Source organism: Nocardia sp. NPDC003183, assembly GCF_053590715.1.
The window spans coordinates 720,046-738,343 of sequence record NZ_JBSFTG010000002.1; the positions used below are offsets into that span (position 1 = coordinate 720,046).

Consider the following 18,298-nt stretch of genomic DNA (forward strand, 5'->3'; position numbering starts at 1 on the left):
TTCAGCGTGCGAGTGCGCGGTCGCGGGTAGTCTGCCCGATCGCCGGGCGTGCGTCGAGAAGCCCACGCAGGGCCGGTTGTTCGGCGGCCAGCTCGAGATAGGCCTCCATCGGGGTGCGGCCGTCGATCTCGGCCAGTTCGAGTTTGACGCGCAGATGATTGTCCCAGCGGTTGGCCAGCGCCTGTAGCAGGCCGTCGACTCCGCCGAAGAGCGTGTCGAGCTCGGCGAGGCCGGCGAACAGGGCCGGGTCGTTCGGGTCGACCGCTGCCCTGGCGAGCACGGTGTGCACGATCTCGGTGCGGTGGTGTAGATCGGTCCAGGTCATGGGCTTCACCTTCCGTGAGCGGGTGAATCGAACGTTACGGGCGGCGAACGGCCGAATCGTCGTCCCGGGGACCCGACTTCTTCTCCTACCCAGGTAGGAGATCGGTACCGTTCGCGGGACGATGCTCGCCCCGTAGGTGGCGACTAGCCTTACATCATGGATGTGAGCCACGCCATCCCCGCGAAGGCGCCGGGCCGAGTGAGCCTGCGGCAGCGGTTCGCGGCCAGGGCCGCGGTGCCGCGATTGCTCACCACCGTCCGCGAACGCATCGAATCGTTGCCCTACGACTATCCGCCCGCGGTGATCCTGGCCGCCGACCTCGCGCTGCTGGTGGTCACCGGTGCGGCGGTGATCCAGCGGCACGCGTACTTCCCGAGTGTGCTGCCGCTGCTGGCGATGGCCACCGCGTTCCTGCCGATTCCGCTGTTCGCGATCTTCCGGGTGAATCCGCACCCCGTGCTGCTGAAGGGCAGCGCGCTGGCTTCCTGCGCCCTGTTCCTGTTGCAGCCGGTCAACGCCGACTTCGCGCCGTTCGTGCTGGTGATCGTCGCCGGTGAGGTGGCCGCGGTCGCCTCGCGCGGGTGGACCATCGGATTCACCCTGCTCGCGATCCTCGAACTGGTCGCGTTCGACGTGGCCGGGCACGTGCACTGGGGTGAGCAGCCGCTGCAAGGACTACCGATGTATGTGATCGGCATCCTGCTCGGCATGTTCGTCGGGGTGATGCTGCAGTATCAGCGGCGTTTCCTGTATCAAGAGCGCGAGAATCAAGCGATCCGCTCCGGTCAGGCCGCCGACGAGGAACGGCGCCGGATCGCCCGCGAAGTCCATGATGTGATCGCCCATTCGCTCTCGATCACCCTGCTGCATCTGACCGCCGCCCGCCGCGCGCTCCAGACCGACGACGACGTCACCGAGGCGGTGGAAGCGCTCGTCGAGGCCGAACGCCTCGGCCGCCAGGCGATGGCCGACATCCGGCGCACCGTCGGCATGCTCGACGCGGGCCCGGCGCAACTGGCTCCCGAGCCGGGCGCCGCCGATATCGACGAACTCGTCGGCGACTTCCGCCGCGCCGGGCTCACCGTCGATTACGCGCGCACCGGCGACCTGACCACCGTCTCCGGCGCCATCGGCCACGCGCTCTACCGGATCGGTCAGGAATCGCTGGCCAACGTCATCAAGCACGCGCCGGGCGCGCCCGCCACGGTGCGCTTCGACGTCTCGGCCGAGGCGGCGACGCTGGTCGTGTCGAATCCGCTGCCGTTCGGGCCCGCGCTGCGCCGCGATACCGGGATGGGACTGCGCGGCATGCGCAAACGCACCGAACTGCTCGGTGGGAAGATCATCGTGGGCACCGGCGACGACGGCTGGACCGTGCGGGTCGGCTTCCCACTGCGAGCAAGCTCGTGCGCCGCCCTCTCGGCCGTGCTGCCGGGCAAGCTCTGGCACAAACCCCAGGAGGACACGTGACGACCGCTTCGCCGATCGAGCAGCTGGTGACAGTGCTCGTAGTCGACGACCAGGAACTCGTACGCGGCGGATTGCGTCGCATCCTGCGGCGTCGCGACGGTTTCACCATCAACGAGTGCGCCGACGGCGACGAGGTCGCGGCCGCCGTCGCCGCGCAACGACCCGATGTGGTGCTGATGGATCTGCGGATGAAGCGGGTCGGCGGCATAGATGCGACCCGGTTGCTGCGCGCCCGCCCCGACGCCCCACCGGTGCTGGTGCTCACCACCTTCGACGACGACCAGCTTCTCTCCGGCGCGCTGCGCGCGGGCGCCGCGGGCTTTCTGCTCAAGGATTCGCCCGCGGAGGATCTGATCCGCGCGGTCCGCACCGTGGCCGGCGGTGGCGCGTGGCTCGATCCCTCGGTGACGGGACGGGTGCTCACGGCGTACAGAACAGTGAAACCGGTCGGTACCCGAACCGATCGCCGGCTCGGCGAACTCACCGCCCGCGAGTACGAAGTGCTCGAATTGATCGGCTCGGGCCGGGTCAACAGCGAGATCGCCGCTGAACTCGGTATCTCGGAAGTAACCGTGAAAAGCCACGTCGGACACATATTCGGCAAGCTCGACCTGCGCGATCGCGCTGCCGCGATCGTGTTCGCGTTTGACCACGGCGTAGTGACACCGGGAGAATCTTCCTACTGAGAAGCAGGTCCACGGGCCTGCCAGAAGTGGGAGGCGGACGCTGGTGCAGGCACCTGGGTCACGGACGGGGAGCAGATTCGGCCCGTACGAGTTGCGGTCGATGCTGGGCAAAGGCGGGATGGGCGAGGTCTACGAGGCCTACGACACCGGCAAGGACCGAGTGGTCGCTCTGAAGTTGCTGGCCGAGGAGCTCGCGCAAGACCCGGCCTATCAGGTCCGATTCCGCCGCGAATCCCAGGCCGCGGCCAAGCTGGCCGAACCGCACGTGATCCCGATCCATGACTGGGGTGTGATCGACGGGGTCCTCTTCATCGATATGCGCCTGGTTCCCGGCTCCGATCTACGGACCGTGTTGCGCGGAGGCGGGCCGATGAGCCCGGAACGCGCGGTCGCCGTCGTCGAGCAGATCGCCGCCGCGCTCGACGCCGCACACGCGGGCGGGCTGGTGCATCGCGATGTGAAGCCCGCCAACATCCTGGTCACGCCCGCCGATTTCGCCTACCTCGCCGACTTCGGCATCGCGCACACCGAGGGCGACAGCGCGGTGACCCAGGCCGGGATGGCGGTCGGCTCCTACATCTACATGGCGCCGGAGCGCTTCGATGTCGGCCCGATCTCCCACCGCGCCGACGTCTACTCACTGGCCTGCGTCCTGCACGAATGCCTCACCGGTGCTTCGCCCTTCCCCGCGGCGAGCATGAGCGTGCTGGTCCGCGCGCACCTGTCCGAGGCCCCGCCGCGGCCGAGCGAGCTGTTGCACGGGATACCCGGCGCACTCGACGACGTCATCGGGACCGGCATGGCCAAGGACCCGGCCGATCGCTACGCGTCGGCCGGTGCGTTGGCTGTCGCCGCTCGGCGAGCGCTGGCTTCGGCCGTGCGGGAAGCCGGTGCGCCCGCGCCATCGGGCGCTTTCGCGTCGTACGACGGGGCCCGCCGCGTCCCCGGTGGCCACGATGTGACTCCAGGTTCTTCGTCCGGTCCCACGCTCCGCAGTTCCGCAGGCGCGCCGGCGGGTGCCCCGCAAGGTGGCCCGGGCTCGGCTCCCGGGCGCGGTTTCGCCGCCGCCGCCGGTTTCGCCGCCGGTGTGGGACGCGGTGCCGCCGGGGCGCCGACCGGTGCTCCCGGCGGACCGGCCGGTGCCGAGCGTGGTGGCCACGCGGGGTCCGCGACCGGTCCAGCGCGTGCGGTGCCCATCGGTGCCGCGAGTGGTGCCCGCAAGGACGCCCCCGTCTCGGAGGAGCCCGCCGACGTCGAGCAGGTTCCGACGCCGACCGGGGAGTTCCGCGTGATCGGCGCGGTGACCGCGACCGGCGGTGTGGAGACCTCACGCAGCCAGTCGACCGCGACCGGCGCCCAGCCCACCTTGATCATCCGCCCGCCCGAGGCGCGCCCCGGGGCCTCGGACACCACCGGTTTCCGCCGTGTTCCCGCCGAGGGCACCGGCGAGATCTCGATACCCGCGGTGATCCAGCCGACCGGCCCCGCCGAAATCCGGCCCGCCGACACCTACTTCGCGCCCCTGCCGTCGGCCGATGAGCCGGAGGCCCCCAAGCCGCCCCCGGCTTACACCCCCGACCAGGGCCTCCCGCGGATGCGTCCCTTCCCGGACGCGCACCTCTACGACGGTGCGCAGCCGGGCGAAACGTCTGCTCCCCTCCTGCAGCCACCGCGTCCCGCGTCGGCCACCCCGTACCCGGCGCCCACCGGACCGCACCGCCTCCCGCCGCAGCAGGATCCCCACCGAGGCGCCCCTACCCAGCGTTACTCCGGCGAACACCCCCTCCCGGCGGCCTACACCCCGCCCACGGAGCAGTACCTCCCGCCGGCATCGAACCCCAACCCCCGGTTCCCCGCTCCCACACCGGAATTCGACGCACCCCGCCCGAACTCGGCTGCCCCCTTCGCGGCTCCCACCCAGCGGTTCGGTGCGGAACAGAATGGCCCCGAGGACCGGTTCGCCAGTCCCGCAGGACCTTTCGGCGGCCCGCCGGACGACGGATTCGACGGCGCTCCCGGCCATGCCCGAGGCGATGCGTTCGGCCCGCCGACCGAGCAGTACAACCCCGCCGCCTTCGCGCCGCCGACGCAGAAGTTCGGCGGCGATCTCGACGATCCGCGAGACCGATTCGGTGGTCCCCCCGAGCGTTTCGACGAGGACGCCGACGACCGGTTCGGTGGCCCGCCCACGCAGTACGCACCGGCGACCGAGCAGTACGACCCCGCCGACATGCAACGGTCGGCGCCGACCCAGCATTACGGGGCCGACGAACTCGATCCGCAGCGCTCGCAGCCGACGCATCAATACCGTGGCGGTGCCGCGCCTTTTGCTGCCCATCATGCCCCGCCGGAGTTCGAGGATCCGGCCAGGGCGGCCGCGACCCGGCAGTACGTGGGTCAGGAGAACGCGTACTCCGACTACGACGAACCGCCCAGTGCCTACGGCGATCACGCCTATCGCGATCCGGCATACGACCCCGGCTACGGGCCTGACCCGGCCTATGGACCCGACCCCGCGTACGGTCCCGATCCGGCCTGGGCGCACCAGGATTCGGGGCGTAGGCGATCGGTTCTGCTGCCGGTGCTGGCCGGTGTCTTCGCCGTCCTGGTACTCGCGGTCGGTGGCGCGATCGGTTGGCGCATGATGTCGGCCGCCGACCCCGCCGAGACCTCCACGGCCGCACCGATTTCGCAGGCGCCGGGCGGTTCCGGCCAACCCGCGGGCACGACCCCGCGCGCGACCACGGCCGCTCCCACCACCTCGGCGGGACCGGCCACCCTGCCCGCGGGTGCGCAGCCCTGTGAAACCGGCACTGCCACAGGCTCTTACAGCAAGGTCGCCGTCGGCAGCGCGGTCACCAGCTGCGGTTTCGCCGAAGCGGTCCGGGAGGCCTACGCCGGCGGCGGTACGGGAGCCCGCTCAGTGGTGGCGACCAGCCCGGTGACCGGCCGCACCTACACGATGACGTGCGCACCCGAGGGCAAACTCGTCACCTGCACCGGCGGTGAGAACGCCGTGGTCTACGTCTACTGACCCGAAACGACCGCGGCCCCCGATATCTCGGGGGCCGCGGTCGCGGAGGAGCCTCAGCTAGCCGAAGCAACCGCGATCACTGTGTCGCCGAGCCGGGCCACGGTGTCCGGGTCGCTCCACGACCCGGTGATCGACACACCGTCGGCCACCACCTCGGCACCCGCCTTGCGCAATCGATCGGCCAAGTCCTGATTGATCACCTCACCGGGCCCCACCGTGATCACCGCGACCGGCTTGCCCCCGACGGCCGGTGCCGAGTCCGGATTGGCCAGCCACGCGATCACACTCGCCGCCAGCGGCGCCACGGTCTCGCCCTCGGCCGCGAACAGCAGCACACCGTCGGCTTCCAGCGTGGAGCGGCGCAGCTGGTCGGCGATCAGTGGCCGCCCGTCCTCGGTGTCGATCGCGGCACTGTAGGCGGGCAGGGTGTCGAGCTCGGCCAGGCTCACCACGTCGATGTTGTTGCGGATCGCGACCTGCTGGGCCTCGGTCGCCAACTGCTGCGCCGTGGACGTCTCGCCGGGTTCGGCGATGAGTGCGAGCAGATATGACATCGGTTGTCCCCCTACTTCGCGTGCTCGATATCGCCGATCGACGCCAGTGTCTTTCGCGGGTGCTGGTTCATTGCCATCTCCTCGACAGAGTTCAACTCGACGGTGTGACAGTCACTTTCACGCTCTTCATCATCGGCTGATCGCTCTCGGTGCTGTAGTCGCCGATCGCGCACAGCACATTCATTTCCGGCATGTACCCGGCGGCGCAGCCCGGCGGAATGTCGTAGGTGACGACCTTGTACTTGGAGAGCGATCGCGTCGACCCGTCACGGGCGGTACTGGTGATGTCGACCTCGTCGAACTCTTTCAGGCCGCGGTCGCGCATATCGCGAGAGTTCATGAAGACCAGCGTGCGCAGGTTCTTCACCCCGCGATAGCGATCGTTGCTGGTGTAGATGGTGGTGTTCCACTGGTCATGGGAGCGCTGCGTGGCCAGGGTGAGCACCCCGGCCGGGTTGGTCGTGTCGGGCAGCGTCGCGGCGGAGAACTCCGCCTTGCTGGACGGGGTGAGGAAGATCAGCTCCCGCGCGGGTTGCCGGATCCGGAATCCGAGCCCCAGTCGCACCCGCCGGTTGTAGTCCTCGAAACCGTCCAGGACCTTCGACATGGTGTCGCGGATGCGGTCGTAGTCCTCGACGTAGTACTCCCACGGCGTCTTCGTCTCGGGCAGTGCGGCTTTGGCGATACCCGCCAGAATCGCGGGCTCCGACAGCAGATGTGGCGACGCGGGCTTCTTCATGCCCTTGGACAGGTGCACCACGGCCATGCCGTTCTCCATCGAGACCACCTGCGGGCCGCTGCGCTGCTCGTCGTATTCGGTGCGCGCGAGGCAGGGCAGAATCAGCGCGCGTTTGCCGTGCACGACGTGGCTGCGGTTGAGCTTGGTGGAGACCATGACGGTGAAGTCGGCCTTCTGGAACGCCTCGAAGGTGTATTCGCTGTCGGGCGCGGCCTGGACGAGGTTGCCGCCCATGCTCATGAAGAACTTCAGCTTGCCCTTCTGCAGCGCCTCGATGGCGGAGACGACGTCGTAGCCGTTGGCGCGCGGCACGTCGATCTCACAGACCTTGGCCAGCCGGTCGAGGAATGCGGCGGGCGGATTGTTGTCGATGCCGCACGTACGGTTGCCCTGCACATTGCTGTGCCCGCGCACCGGCGACGGTCCCGCGCCTTCGCGACCCAGGTTGCCCCGCAGGAGCAGCAGGTTGACGATCTCGCGGATCGTCTCCACGCCGTGCTCGTGCTGGGTGACGCCGAGACACCAGCTGATGATGCTGCGGTCGGAGTCGCAGTAGATGCGGGCGGCCTTGCGGACCTCGGCCTCGCTCAGGCCCGACTCGGTCTGGATATCGGCCCAGGTGGTCGCCTCGACTTCGCGCACGTACTCGTCGAAGCCGACGGTGTAGCGCTCGATGAACTCGTGGTCGAGAGCCTTCTCGTCGGTCGCGGACTCTTCGAGGACGGCCTTGGCCATGCCGCGGATCAGCGCGAAGTCGCCGCCGATGCGCACCTGCAGGTTGAGCGTGCCGGTCTTGGTCGGGTGGAAGGTGGCCATCGCGAGGAAGTCGTGCGGGATGATCGTGTTGCGCGAGCCCGCTTCGATCAGCGGATTGACGTGCACCACCTGGGCGCCGCGCTTGTAGGCCTCGGCGAGCGAGGTCAGCATGCGCGGCGCGTTCGAGGCGACATTGAGGCCCATCACGAACAGCGCGTCGGCCTTGTCCCAGTCCTCGAGGTCGCAGGTGCCCTTGCCGGTGCCGAGCGAGGCCTGTAGAGCTCGGCCGCTGGCTTCGTGGCACATATTGGAGCAGTCGGGCAGATTGTTGGTGCCGTACTCGCGCACCAGCAACTGGTAGAGGAACGTCGCCTCGTTGGCGAGTCGGCCCGAGGTGTAGAACGCGGCCTCGTTCGGGTCGGGCAGCTCGCGCAGCGCCTTGCCCACCATCTCGAACGCGTCGGCCCAGCTGATCGGCACATAGTGGTCGGTCTCGGGGTCGTAGACCATCGGCTCGGTGAGCCTGCCCTGGTCCTCGAGGTCGAAGGAACTCCAGGTGGCCAGCTCGGTGACGGTGTGCTGGGCGAAGAATTCGGGAGTGCACCGCTTGTGCGTCATCTCCCAGGTCACGTGCTTGATGCCGTTCTCGCACACGTCGAGGACCAAGCCGTCGGTGGCGTCGGGCCACGCGCAGCCCGGACAGTCGAAGCCGCGTTCCTGATGGTTCATCTTCAGGATGGCCTTGGTGCCGATGAACGGCTCGTGTTCCTTGCCGACCATGAACTTTCCGACCGCGATCGCCGCGCCCCAGCCCGCCGCCGGATGGTGGTAGGGCTTGGCCTTCGGCACGGCCGCCCGGTCTGCTGCTTCGCTCGGGCCCCGATCGGGATCCCAGATGGTGTGCGGACCGTCAGCCATGTCAGATCTTCCCTTCGCGGTGAATGCGGGTCGAGAAAGATGTGCCCTGTCCAGTGCCTCGGTTGGATTCTCTACCGTCGAGATCACGGAAGGGCGTAGGTAACTTTCGTCGTGTCGCTCGGCGGCGTCCAAGTCCGATTTCCGACCGGTCGATCGGTCGCGCTTATCACCCCCGCCATAGCGCCGTTTTCGCCGGTGCGACCGGGATCACCGCAGGTTGACGGCGTGCGCGCGGATCGTGCAGGCTTGATCATCGGCCCTACGGGCATGTCCCGCGACCGACTTCGGAGGAACCCTTGCGCACCACGCGAACACGGTCGCGCCAGATTTACCAACGGTTCGTCACCGAGATCGATCATCTGCCCGCCGCCCGCGTTTTCGTCGGTCTCGCGATCCCCGGCCTAGTGCTGATCGCGGTGGGCCGCACCGACCTGCTCATCTACGCGGTCTTCGGTTCCTTCACCGGGATGTACGGCTTCGCGGAATCGCCGCGCCGGCGCTTGATCCACCAGAGCGAAGCGGCGGTGATGCTGGTCGGCGCCGTCGGCGCCGGCATCCTGCTCGCGCGCCTGCACGCCCCTCCCGCGGTGCTGGTGTCGGCGGTCGCGGTGTTCGCCGCGGTCGCCTCGCCGATCACCGACCGCCTCGGCTTGCGGCCGGAGGGGCCGTTCTTCGGGATCTTCGCGTTCGGCGCCATCGCCATGGTGGCCGGGGCGCAGCGCGATCCGCTCCTGGCGCTGGTGCTGTGCGCGGGCACCGCGATGCTGTGCGTGATCGTCGGCTATCTCGAGTCGACGCGGCGAGTCCGCCGGGCCGGCATGTGTGCGATGCGGATACCGATTCCGCCGCATCGCACCGGAGGGGTGTCGTACGTGCAGGCGGGACGCTACGCGCTGGCGATCTCGATCGCCGGCGGGATCGGGCTGCTGCTCGGCGTCGGCCATGCCAATTGGGCGATGGCGGGCGCCGCGGTGCCGCTGGCCGCCGCCAGCTCCCGTGACCGGATCACCCGTGGCATGCACCGGGTGGTCGGCACGTTCATCGGACTCGCGGTCACCGCGCCGCTGCTGATCCCGGGTCCGAGCCCGGCGATGCTCGGCCTGGCGATCATCGCGCTGCTCTACCCGACCGAATTGTTCATGGCCCGCCACTACGCGGTGGCGATGGGCTTCTTCACGCCGCTGATCATGTCGATGACCGAACTGGCCGATCCGTCCGATCCGCTCACGTTGCTCACCGAACGCGGAGTCGACACGGTGATCGGCGTCGCGGTGGGAATCGCTGTCGCCCTGCTCATTCGCGAACCCGCTACCCCCGCGTTACCCACCTTCGAGACGCCGGTATGCGAAACGTTGCATACTGTCGGCATGGCTGACGACAACGAGTGGTACTACTGCCTCAAGCACCACAAGGCCGAACAGGGCAAGGCCTGCTGGTACGGCGACCGGATGGGCCCCTACCCGGACCAGGCCACCGCCGAGAAGGCGCTCGAGATCGCGAAGGCGCGCAACAAAGCAGCCGACGACCAGGACGACTGACCGGCTCTCCGAATGCTGTTCCGTCAGCTCGAATACTTCGTCGCGCTCGCCCGGGAACGGCATTTCGCCCGGGCGGCGAAGGCCTGTTACGTGTCGCAGCCCGCGCTGTCGGAGGCGATCCGCAAACTCGAACACGAACTCGGCGTGCCGCTGGTCCGCCGCGCGCGCACGTTCGAGGGTCTCACCCCCGAGGGCGAGCGGCTGGTGCTGTGGGCCAGGCGGATCATCGCCGACCGCGAGGCGCTCGAACACGAGGTCCGCGCATTGCAGACCGGTCTCACCGGTGAACTGCGGATCGGGGTGGTGCCCGCGGCGTCGAGCACCGTCGCGCTGCTCACCGACCCTTTCTGTACCGAACATCCGCTGATGCGGGTGCGGGTCGAGACGAGTCTGCGCTCGCCCGACATCGTCGAACGGATTCGCCGATTCGAGCTCGACGCGGGCATCGTCTACGCGCAGGGTATCGACACTTCGGGCCTCACCCTCACCCCGCTCTACGCCGAACGCCACGTTCTCGTCGCGGGGAGCGCGCTCGTCGCGGGCCGCACCGAGATCTCCTGGGCAGACGCGCTGGAACTGCCGATGTGCCTACTGCCACCGGGGATGCGCGGTCGTCAGCTGATCGACGACGCGCTCGCGACACTGGGCCTCACCGCGGCACCTCAACTCGAGAGCGACTCGGTGGCGACGCTGCTCGAACACGCCCGCACCGGGCGGTGGGCGTGCATCGTGCCGCAGCCGTGGGTCGCGGCGCTGGGACCCACCGCCGACATCCGGGTGTTCGAACTCGCCGACCCGGTGGTCACCTCGCAGATCGTGCTCGTCACCGCGGCGGTCGAACCCGGCTCGGTGCTCACCACCGCCCTCATCGACACCGCGCGGGCCACCGACTTCGCCGTCGCGCCGCGCCCGACAGCGGGCTGATCCCATTCAGCTATGACCGGGCAACCGTTGGGTACTGTGCACGACCATGACCACCCGGTCACGACGACGATCAAATCCGTCGCCGGACTCGCCACCGGTTGAGCGTTGATCCATCGCGCCGATCACCTGATCGGCAACCCGTGTTTGATCAGAACCCGCACAGTGAGCAGAGTCATGGGATGAGCAGAGTGACCGCACGGCGCAAGACGACCCGCCTGTCCCCGGCCGGGCGGATTCAGCGACCCGACACTCTCGCCGTCGAGGAGCCGCTCGAGATCCGGGTCGACGGCCGATCGCTCACCGTCACCATGCGCACCCCCGGCAACGACATCGACCTCGTCCACGGCTTCCTGTTCGGTGAGGACATCATCGGCTCGGCCGACGACATCGTCACCGCGCGCTACTGCGCGGGTACCGACAGCGACGGCCGCAACACCTACAACGTCCTCGATCTGCGCCTGCGCAATCCGGTACCGATCCACACCCGCAATTTCCTCACCACCGGCGCCTGCGGCCTCTGCGGTAAGACCGCGCTCGACGAAGTGCGCACCCGCACCCGCTTCGCGATCCCGCACGATTCGGTGTCGATCAGCACCGACACCCTGACCGACCTGCCGAAACAGCTACGCGCCGGGCAGAAGTTGTTCGAGGCCACCGGGGGCTTGCACGCGGCGGGTCTGTTCACCACCGACGGCACGCTGCTGGCCCTGCGTGAGGACATCGGCAGGCACAACGCCGTCGACAAGGTGATCGGCTGGGCCGTGCGCGAGAACCGGGTGCCCGCGCACGATCTGGTGCTGGTGGTGAGCAGTCGCGCGTCGTTCGAACTGGCGCAGAAGGCGGTGATGGCCGGGATCCCGATCCTGGCCGCGGTGTCGGCGCCGAGCGTGCTCGCCGTCGACCTGGCCGCCGAGTCCGACCTCACACTCGTCGGCTTCCTGCGTGCCGAAACGATGAATATCTATACGGGCGAACACCGTCTGACCTGAGGGTTCGGTGCTCGAAGTGGGCGATCGGCATATGTCGCAGTACGGTAACGGTACGGGTCGCCAGCACCGAACGCCCCGGGGGAGTTTACAAACGAAAATGCTTCACATAATGAATAATGAACGACGCCATCACGTCCGGGTGGTGCTGTCCGCGTTGCTGGGCGTGGTCGTGCTCGCGACCGCGGGTTGCGGTACCGAGCCGAAGGCCGCCCGGCCGAGCGTGACCACCACGGTTCCCGTCGCCGATCCCGGCGCCGACAACGGCACGATCTCGATCGCGGTACCCGGCAGCCTGGCCGCCGATTTCAGCGAGCTCCAGCAGGGTTTCCGCGGGAGCGCGGGGCTGGCGATCATGCCGGTGGGCGGCAAGAAGATGGTCACCTTCGGCAACTGGTCCTCCGGTCCGGCCTGGTCGACGATCAAGGTGCCGCTGGCCATCGCGGCCCTGCGCAACAGCGCTTCCTACTCGTCGTATGCCTCCGCGGCGATCACCGCGTCGGACAACGGCGCCGCCGACACCCTGTGGGCCTCGCTCGGCAGCGGTGCCGACGCGGCCAAGGCGGTGGAGGGCGTGCTGCGCGAAGGCAGCGACACCCGCACCACCGTGCCGACCACGCGCACCCGTGCCGACGCGTCGGTCTACGGTCAGGCCGAATGGACACTGGCCGACCAGGTGCGCTTCGCCTCGCAGCTGCCGTGCATCCCGCAGAGCGAGCGGGTGGTCGGGCTGATGCAGCAGATCATCGCCAGCCACCACTGGGGTCTGGGCGCGTTCGGCAGTGCCGAGTTCAAGGGCGGGTGGGGGCCCGACCCGGCGGGGAAGTACCTGGTCCGTCAGTTCGGTCTGATCGACTCGCCCACCGGCCGGATCGCGATCGCCTTCGCCGCACAACCGGATTCGGGCAGTTTCAACGACGGTATGGCCATGCTCGACAAGATGGCGACGCTCATCTCGGGGCACCTGAGCGAGCTGGCCGGAGGTCACTGCCCCTGATCGAGGCCGGTGCGGCAAGATGAACGCCATGCGCATCGGAGTCTTGACCGGAGGCGGAGATTGTCCAGGTCTGAACGCGGTGATCCGGGCTGTGGTCCGCACCGCGAACGGACGCTACGGCGATGCCATCGTCGGTTTCGAGGACGGGTGGCGCGGCCTACTCGAGGATCGAAAGATCCGCATTCACAACGACGATCGCACCGACCGCCTGCTCACCAAGGGCGGCACGATGCTCGGCACCGCACGCACCAACCCCGAGGTGCTGCGCGCAGGCCTGCCCAGGATCCAGCAGACCCTCGACGACAACGGCATCGAAGCGCTGATCCCCATCGGCGGCGAAGGCACCCTCACCGCCGCGAGCTGGCTCGCCGACGAGGGCGTGCCGGTGGTCGGCGTGCCCAAGACCATCGACAACGACATCGACTGCACCGACGTCACCTTCGGCCACGACACCGCGCTGTCGATCGCCACCGAGGCCATCGACCGTCTGCACACCACCGCCGAATCCCATCAGCGGGTGATGCTGGTCGAGGTGATGGGCCGCCACGCCGGCTGGATCGCGCTGAACTCCGGGATCGCCGCGGGCGCCCACTTGACCCTGGTGCCCGAGGAGCCGTTCGACGTGTCGCAGGTGTGCGCGATGATCAAGGCCCGCTTCCAGCGCGGTGACAAGAGCTTCATCTGCGTGGTCGCCGAGGGCGCGCATCCCGCGCCGGAATCCGGATTCGCGTTGCGCGAGGGCGGGATCGACGAGTTCGGCCACGAGCGGTTCACCGGCGTCGCCCAGCAGCTGGGGTCGGAGATCGAGCGCCGCATCGGCAAAGAGGTGCGCACCACGGTGCTCGGCCATATCCAGCGCGGTGGCAGCCCCACACCCTACGACCGCATTCTCGCGACGCGGTTCGGGGTACACGCGGCCGAGGCGGTGCACGCGGGGCATTTCGGTCAGATGGTGGCGCTGCACGGCACCAATATCGGGCTGGTTCCGCTGTCGGAGGCGACCAAGCAGCTCAAACGCGTTCCGCCGGAACGGCTCAGCGAGGCATCGGCGTTCTTCGGCTGATATCGGCGCCGGTTCCTCCGACATTGTCGGTGCGCGTCGGTACCGTGGGTTCATGCGCACCGGTCGAGTGATCGTTTCGGTTCTTTTCGTCGTCGCCGCGCTGGTGGCGGGGTGTTCGGGGGCCTCGGACGACGCGGCCGCCCCCACTGTGCGGGGCAGCTGGCACGGTGACATCGAGGTACCGGGGCAGCCGATCGCGATCGGGGTGAGCTTCGCCGAGGACGGATCGGCCACCATCGACATCCCGGCGCAGGGTGTGCGCGACGCGCCGTTGAAAGATGTACGCACCGAACCGGACCGGGTGGAGTTCACCATCCCCGACGCGCCGGGTGACCCCGGCTTCCGCGGCAAGCTCGACGGCGACCGGCTCACCGGTGACTGGGTGCAGTCCGGGGAGAAGGCTCCGGTCACGCTGCAGCGCGGCAAGATCGAGAACCTGCCCCGCCCGCAGGACCCGAAACCGCCGTACCCGTACCGCAGCGAGGACGTCACCTATCGCAACGGCGACATCACCATCGCGGGCACGCTCACCGAACCCGAAGGTAGTGGCCCGTTTCCGGCGATGCTGCTGATCACGGGCAGTGGCCCGCAGGACCGCAACGAAGAGCTGATGGGCCACCGCCCGTTCCAGCTGCTCGCTGACACCTTCACTCGCGCAGGCTATGCCGTGCTGCGCACCGACGACCGTGGTGTCGGCGGCACCAGCGGCACTCTCGACGACGCCACCTACCCCGACCTCGCCGCCGACGCGGCCGCGGGCCTCGCGTTCCTGCGTACCCGCCCCGAGATCGATCCCGCCCGAGTGGGTCTTTTCGGGCACAGCGAAGGCGGCTACCTCGCCCCGATGGTCGCCGCGCTGCCCGGCAGCGATGTCGCCTTCGCGGTCCTGATGGCAGGCCCGTCGGTCCCCGGCGCCGACGTGCTGATCGAGCAGAACAAAGTGATCATGGCCTCGACGGGGGCGCCGCAGGGCCAGATCGACCAGCAGGTCGCCTACGTCAGTGAATGGTCGAGGCTGTTGCGCGCGGGCGATATCGAGGGCGCGCGGGCTTTCACCCAGCGGCACAACGACTCCCTGCCGGTGGCCGAACGCGCGCCCCAGGAGGTGGTCGACGGGTTCAACACCCCGTACATGACCTCGTTCATCACCCACGACCCGAAGCCGACGCTGCAGGCGCTGCGCGTGCCGGTGCTGGCGTTCTTCGGCGACAAGGACCAGCAGGTCATCGCCACCCAGAACGAAGGCCCGATGCGCGAGAACCTCGCCGCCGCTCCCGACGCGACCGTGCACACCTTTCCCGGCCTCAACCACCTGATGCAGCCCACCGCGACCGGCAAGCCGAGCGAGTACGCGACCATCGAGACGACCATCGACCCGGCGGTGCTCACCTACGTCACCGGGTGGCTCACCCAGCGCGTCCCGCCCCGCTAGGACCACCGGCCGAGTGCGTCAGCGGGCTTACCTAGACTGGGCGTCATGAGTGCACCCACGGTCGAGTTGATGGATTACGCCGATGTCATCTCCCGGTACGAGCCGGTGCTCGGCATGGAGGTCCACGTCGAGTTGTCCACGGCGACCAAGATGTTCTGCGGTTGCCCCACCGAGTTCGGCGCCGAACCCAATACCCAGGTGTGCCCGGTGTGCCTCGGCCTGCCCGGCTCGCTGCCCGTGGTGAACGAGAAGGCCATCGAATCGGCCATCCGGATCGGCCTCGCGCTGAACTGTTCGATCACCCCGTGGGGCCGGTTCGCGCGCAAGAACTACTTCTACCCCGATCAGCCGAAGAACTACCAGATCAGCCAGTACGACGAACCGATCGCCACCGAGGGCTACCTCGACGTGACCCTCGACGACGGGTCCATCTTCCGCGTCGAGATCGAGCGCGCGCACATGGAGGAAGACACCGGCAAGTCCCTGCACGTCGGCGGCGCGACCGGACGCATCCACGGTGCGAGCCACTCGCTGCTCGACTTCAACCGCGCGGGCGTGCCGCTGATCGAGATCGTCACCAAGACCATCACCGGTGCCGGTGAGCGCGCGCCCGAGGTGGCCCGCGCCTACGTCACCGCGCTGCGCGAGGTGCTGCGCTCGCTGAACGTGTCCGACGTGAAGATGGAGCAGGGTTCGCTGCGCTGCGACGCCAACGTGTCCCTGATGCCGGTCGGCGCCAAGGAATTCGGCACCCGCACCGAGACCAAGAACGTGAACTCGCTCAAGAGCGTCGAGGTCGCGGTGCGCTACGAGATGCGTCGTCAGGCCGCGGTGCTCACCGCCGGCGGCGAGATCATCCAGGAGACCCGCCACTTCCAGGAAGCCGACGGCTCCACCGCCGCTGGTCGGCGCAAGGAAACCGCCGAGGACTACCGCTACTTCCCCGAGCCCGACCTCGAGCCTGTCGCCCCGGCCGCCGAGTGGGTCGAGGAGCTGCGCGCCACCATCCCCGAATACCCGTGGCTGGTGCGCGCCCGGATCCAGGCCGATTGGGGCCTGTCCGACGAGGTCATGCGCGACCTTGTCAACGCGGGCGCCCTCGACCTCATCATCGCCACCGTCGACGCGGGCGCCCCCGCCAACGAGGCGCGCTCCTGGTGGGTCGCCTACCTGACGGAGAAGGCCAAGGAACGCGACATCGCCCTCGCCGACCTGCCCATCACCCCCGCCCAGGTCGCCGCAGTGATCGCGCTGGTGGAAACCAAGACCGTCAACAACAAGGTCGCCAAGCAGGTCGTCGACTTCGTCCTCGCCGGTGAGGGCGAGCCCGCCGCCATCGTCGAGGCCAAGGGCCTCGGCATGGTCAGCGACGACTCGGCCCTGCAGGCCGAGGTCGAGAAGGCCCTCGCCGCCAACCCCGACATCGCCGAGAAGATCCGCTCCGGCAAGGTTGCCGCCGCAGGCAAGATCGTCGGCGACGTCATGAAGGCCACGCGCGGCCAGGCCGACGCCGCCCGCGTCCGCGACCTGGTCATCGCCGCCTGCAGCTGAGGATGAGAAACGGCCGCCCGTACTGCTTTCGCAGTCCGGGCGGCCGCTTCCTCTCCTAGTCCGGGCCGCCTGCTCCACCCTGCGGGGGTGGGATGCGCACGACGCGGTCGTCGAATTCGCCTGGCTCGCCGTCGGTCTTGTTGGTGGTGGTGACCCAGATGCTGCCGTCGGCGCTGGCGGTGGCGCCGAGGAACCTGCCGTACTTGTCCTGCGCGATCAGGGTGGGGGCGGTGGTGACGGCGAACGTCGTGGGGTCCGCGGCGACGGCGGCCAGCGCCTTGCCCTCGCTGAGTGCGATGCCGACGCCGTCACCGGTGGCCGTGCAGCCGCCGACGCCGGGACGGTCGGGCCAGGTCCAGGAGACGCTGAGGGTGCCGTCGGGGCTCAGGTGCTGGAGCCGATCCTCGGCGGCGGTGCGGTCGGTGACCCACATGCCTTCCTTGCCGTCGCGGCAGATGTCGCCGGCCGAACCGATGCCCGACGCCACCACCTGTGGGTTGTTCGTACCCGCCGACGGTGACTCCAGGCGAAGCAGCTTGCCGCCGAGCGAGCCGGGATCGGCGGCGGCGCCGGGGTTTCCGGCGTCACCGGTGAGGATCATCAGCTGGGTCGGCGTCGACCATTCCAGTGCGCCGCGATTTCCGTCGGCGCCCTTGGGAATCCCGGTGAGGATCGGCTTGGCCGCCCCGCCCTTGGACAGCCGCACGACCCGATTGTCGCTGCCGGTGGTGATGTAGGCGTACATCAGCCCGTCCTCACCGAAGGTGGGGGAGAGCACGATATCGGAGATGCCGCCGTCGGCCGACCCGTCGACGGGCACGCTGGCGATCTCCACCGGCGTCTCCTGCGGTGTGCTCGCGTCGACCGGTTTCACCTGCAGGATCCGCCCCGTCTTTCGCTCCGCGACGAAGGCACCCTCGCCCACCGCGATCAGCCCGGCCCCCGATTCCATGCAGGTGGCGATGACATTGGGATCGGGATCGATACACGGTCCGGTCGGTCGCGGCGGCTGCGAGGGGTCCTCCTGCGGCTTCTTCGGTTCCGCGCCGGACCCACCCAGTTGCGGTTCGGTGGTGAACGGACTCGACGCCGACTCGTCGAAACGGGCGCACCCGGCTAGCAAAACGGCGCTCAGTGCCACCCCGACTGCCACGCGGCCCGCGATTCCCGAACTCATAGGTCAGACGTTACCGGCAGCGGTGCGGGCCTGACACGCCCGTCGCGTCCGAATGCGGCGGCCCGGACGCGACCGGAAGTCGAGCGGGGCTGACACGCCCGTTGCGAGGAAGGGCGGCACACCGGGACGGCACGTCATAAGGTGAGTC

Annotated in this window: 14 protein-coding genes; 10 read left to right on the forward strand and 4 right to left on the reverse strand. The window is 68.9% G+C overall.

Annotated features, from left to right (window positions below; translation table 11 throughout):
* Position 1: 1 nt before the first annotated feature.
* On the reverse strand, positions 2–325 hold the full coding sequence (locus ACWDXS_RS11080; protein WP_449964479.1) for a hypothetical protein: 324 nt from the start codon (positions 323–325) through the stop codon (positions 2–4).
* Between the two features lie 156 nt (positions 326–481).
* Here ACWDXS_RS11080 and ACWDXS_RS11085 point away from each other — a divergent pair, with 156 nt between their 5' ends.
* The 3 genes from ACWDXS_RS11085 to ACWDXS_RS11095 all read left to right on the forward strand — a co-directional run bounded on the left by ACWDXS_RS11085 (position 482) and on the right by ACWDXS_RS11095 (position 5,515).
* On the forward strand, positions 482–1,795 hold the full coding sequence (locus ACWDXS_RS11085; protein WP_449964482.1) for a sensor histidine kinase: 1,314 nt from the start codon (positions 482–484) through the stop codon (positions 1,793–1,795).
* Positions 1,792–2,481, forward strand: coding sequence for a response regulator transcription factor (locus tag ACWDXS_RS11090; protein WP_358063879.1), 690 nt, complete (start codon positions 1,792–1,794; stop codon positions 2,479–2,481). The genes ACWDXS_RS11085 and ACWDXS_RS11090 overlap by 4 nt, the downstream gene beginning before the upstream one ends.
* A gap of 100 nt (positions 2,482–2,581) precedes the next feature.
* A complete protein-coding gene (locus ACWDXS_RS11095) occupies positions 2,582–5,515 on the forward strand; it encodes a protein kinase domain-containing protein (RefSeq protein WP_449964485.1) in 2,934 nt (977 codons plus the stop codon).
* Positions 5,516–5,568: 53 nt separating this feature from the next.
* Here the strand turns inward: ACWDXS_RS11095 and ACWDXS_RS11100 are convergent, their stop codons facing one another.
* Together ACWDXS_RS11100 and ACWDXS_RS11105 are read right to left on the reverse strand one after the other, a co-directional pair.
* Positions 5,569–6,069 (reverse strand): NADPH-dependent FMN reductase, encoded by a 501-nt coding sequence (locus ACWDXS_RS11100; RefSeq protein WP_387447266.1) that lies wholly within the window; start codon positions 6,067–6,069, stop codon positions 5,569–5,571.
* A gap of 91 nt (positions 6,070–6,160) precedes the next feature.
* Entirely contained in the window at positions 6,161–8,482 is a 2,322-nt protein-coding gene (locus ACWDXS_RS11105; RefSeq protein ID WP_449964489.1) for an FdhF/YdeP family oxidoreductase, read from the reverse strand.
* Between the two features lie 296 nt (positions 8,483–8,778).
* Here ACWDXS_RS11105 and ACWDXS_RS11110 point away from each other — a divergent pair, with 296 nt between their 5' ends.
* From ACWDXS_RS11110 to gatB, 7 genes are all read left to right on the forward strand, one after another.
* Positions 8,779–10,020, forward strand: a complete 1,242-nt coding sequence (locus tag ACWDXS_RS11110) for an FUSC family protein (protein ID WP_449964492.1) — start codon at positions 8,779–8,781, stop codon at positions 10,018–10,020.
* Positions 10,021–10,032: 12 nt separating this feature from the next.
* Positions 10,033–10,944: a LysR family transcriptional regulator gene (locus ACWDXS_RS11115; RefSeq protein ID WP_449964495.1), complete on the forward strand. Its 912-nt coding sequence runs from the start codon at positions 10,033–10,035 to the stop codon at positions 10,942–10,944.
* Between the two features lie 179 nt (positions 10,945–11,123).
* Positions 11,124–11,933 (forward strand): formate dehydrogenase accessory sulfurtransferase FdhD, encoded by an 810-nt coding sequence (gene fdhD / locus ACWDXS_RS11120; RefSeq protein WP_378991612.1) that lies wholly within the window; start codon positions 11,124–11,126, stop codon positions 11,931–11,933.
* A 109-nt stretch (positions 11,934–12,042) separates the two neighbouring features.
* Complete coding sequence (locus ACWDXS_RS11125; RefSeq protein ID WP_387447272.1) at positions 12,043–12,927, forward strand: hypothetical protein; 885 nt, start codon at positions 12,043–12,045, stop codon at positions 12,925–12,927.
* 28 nt (positions 12,928–12,955) lie between these two features.
* The gene (locus ACWDXS_RS11130; RefSeq protein WP_378633402.1) at positions 12,956–13,990 is read left to right on the forward strand and encodes an ATP-dependent 6-phosphofructokinase; all 1,035 of its coding nucleotides are present in this window, start codon (positions 12,956–12,958) and stop codon (positions 13,988–13,990) included.
* Between the two features lie 52 nt (positions 13,991–14,042).
* Positions 14,043–15,422, forward strand: coding sequence for an alpha/beta hydrolase family protein (locus tag ACWDXS_RS11135; RefSeq protein WP_449964499.1), 1,380 nt, complete (start codon positions 14,043–14,045; stop codon positions 15,420–15,422).
* A 45-nt stretch (positions 15,423–15,467) separates the two neighbouring features.
* Positions 15,468–16,973 carry an Asp-tRNA(Asn)/Glu-tRNA(Gln) amidotransferase subunit GatB gene (gene gatB, locus ACWDXS_RS11140; RefSeq protein ID WP_378991617.1) on the forward strand — a complete coding sequence of 502 codons (1,506 nt, stop codon included), beginning with the start codon at positions 15,468–15,470 and terminating at the stop codon, positions 16,971–16,973.
* A gap of 55 nt (positions 16,974–17,028) precedes the next feature.
* Here the strand turns inward: gatB and ACWDXS_RS11145 are convergent, their stop codons facing one another.
* Positions 17,029–18,150, reverse strand: a complete 1,122-nt coding sequence (locus tag ACWDXS_RS11145) for a PQQ-dependent sugar dehydrogenase (RefSeq protein WP_387442016.1) — start codon at positions 18,148–18,150, stop codon at positions 17,029–17,031.
* Positions 18,151–18,298: the final 148 nt, after the last annotated feature.